The sequence below is a fragment of the Natrinema soli genome (assembly GCF_028618695.1).
In genome coordinates this window covers 1-1,846 of sequence record NZ_JAQIVI010000703.1, presented here as the reverse complement: position 1 = coordinate 1,846, position 1,846 = coordinate 1, and the positions used below count along the sequence as shown (strand labels likewise).

The 1,846-nt window shown below is 50.7% G+C and carries 2 pseudogenes; one reads left to right on the top strand and one right to left on the bottom strand.

Annotation, left to right across the window (positions count from 1 at the left end):
* Positions 1-378 precede the first annotated feature (378 nt).
* Positions 379-799, bottom strand: a pseudogene (locus tag PGX04_RS34865) (site-specific integrase); the annotation flags it as partial.
* Between the two features lie 615 nt (positions 800-1,414).
* Between PGX04_RS34865 and PGX04_RS30450 the strand changes: the two are divergent.
* A pseudogene (locus PGX04_RS30450) lies at positions 1,415-1,846 on the top strand (polysaccharide deacetylase family protein); the annotation flags it as partial.

Below are 1,846 nucleotides of genomic sequence, written 5' to 3'. Positions count from 1 at the left end.
GAGCATTGATCCAAACTCACTCTACGACCTGCTCACCTCTCAAACTGCGCTAACTAGACGGTGCCGATACTGAGCAGATGCTTGAACTACTGACTGAACACGATATTGACCTTTCGAGGAACGATAGACTACGGTTTGGTGAGGCCTATCATTCGACAGGACAGGACTTACACGGATAGTGTCGACCCGCAATAGAAACGAAGTGGTAGGAGCATGTGACAGATTTTGAACCACCAATCTCTTCACGATAAGTTCATTCTAAATTATTTAATTTTTGTATGTTCTATGTGAGAATATATCAAATTACCGGCGCTTACCGTTTGTCAGGTAGTCACAGAGAGGATGGGAACTTTTCTATGAAACCCTGTTGATTGAAGGTTACGCTAGGCCAGCGTTCTCGGAAGCCTCATTGACTACGTCGGCAGTGGGTACGTTCAGATAGGGTTCGATCGCTTGGAATGAGTCCCAGCCACCGACGCCATGACAACTCGAGGGGTTCCTGCTTATCGACGAGAAGACGCTGTGCATACCGGCGTCGGAAATCGTGAGAACTTGCGTGCTGATTAGTCGTCATCACCCGTCTCCTCGGCTGTACGCTTGGTGAGATCGACCAGCGGCTCACCGCTATCGATATCTTTGGCGTTCTGATAGCGGTGGATGTCACCTTCCACGTCCTTCAGAAGATAGGCTTCTCGAGGCTTTCCGCCGTTGCCCATGGTATCTTTCCCTTCAGGAATCCGAAAACGATAGTGCTCCCATCGTTGGTGCGTTTGACGTGTTTCGGCTTTACTTGGGGAAGGAACCAATCGAGCAGGCATAACAACGCTCACGGGCGTGAGCGTCTGCTGCATCCTCACCGGACGATTCATCCCTCAAATTGCCCCCGAAACGGGTGGCAACACGGGGAATCGAAAACAGAACCAGGAACTACCTCGGTTGTGAGTCGCGAGCGTTTCGTCGGGACCGTATTCTCTGTGAGTTTTCGACTCGCCCACCTCACCTACACGGTTGTTCCGTAGTTCTACACAGAGCACTATCTCCAGTGGTGAGGCCATGCGGTCGTATGAGGCGGAGAGGTGATTCTGGATGAATACGGGGATAGTCGGTGATACGTGACTTTCAGTCGGGCAAGTACCCGCCCGAAATGACCCATCCTATCACGAAGCACATGGTAACGGCGACTAGTATCATTACTACTATTAATACTGTTACAGTTGAACTCATTCTTGTACTTTCATACGGTTCTTGCCGGATTTAACAGTGCCCTGAGTCTTCCCATCAACGGCAACTAATGAACTCCTCACTACTGGAAGTTACGATTGGTCGAGATGAGCGACCTCGATTAACAGATTGATAAAGAAGAGTCAACAGGTTATCAACGGAATTGATGACAGATCGAAATCGACGATCGTTCGTGACGACCGTTGCAGCGGCTGGAACACTTAGCCTCTCTGGCTGTCTCTCACAGTTGCGAGAGTGGCGGGGAAACGGTAACTCGTCGAACCAATCATCGTCGAACGAAGACTCTACCGGATCAGATAGACTATCGAAGCTGCCCGGGGAATCAATCGAGAACTTTGAGACTCTCGACAAATGGAACACACTGATCGACGCTGGTACGCTCAAGGCTGGGACAGATGATCCGTATGGCGGCTCGCAGTCGGCACACCTCACAGCGAGCGAGGGCACGGAATATGCAGCGATCTACAAACCGTTTGACGGACAGGATCTGAGTGGGAAAAACCTCTCTCTCGCAGTGAAATTTACCGGACGTCAGCAGCTCCGACTCACGATCGAACTGTTCGCACCGAACTCACGTAACGTACATGTGTTACATCGGACGCTC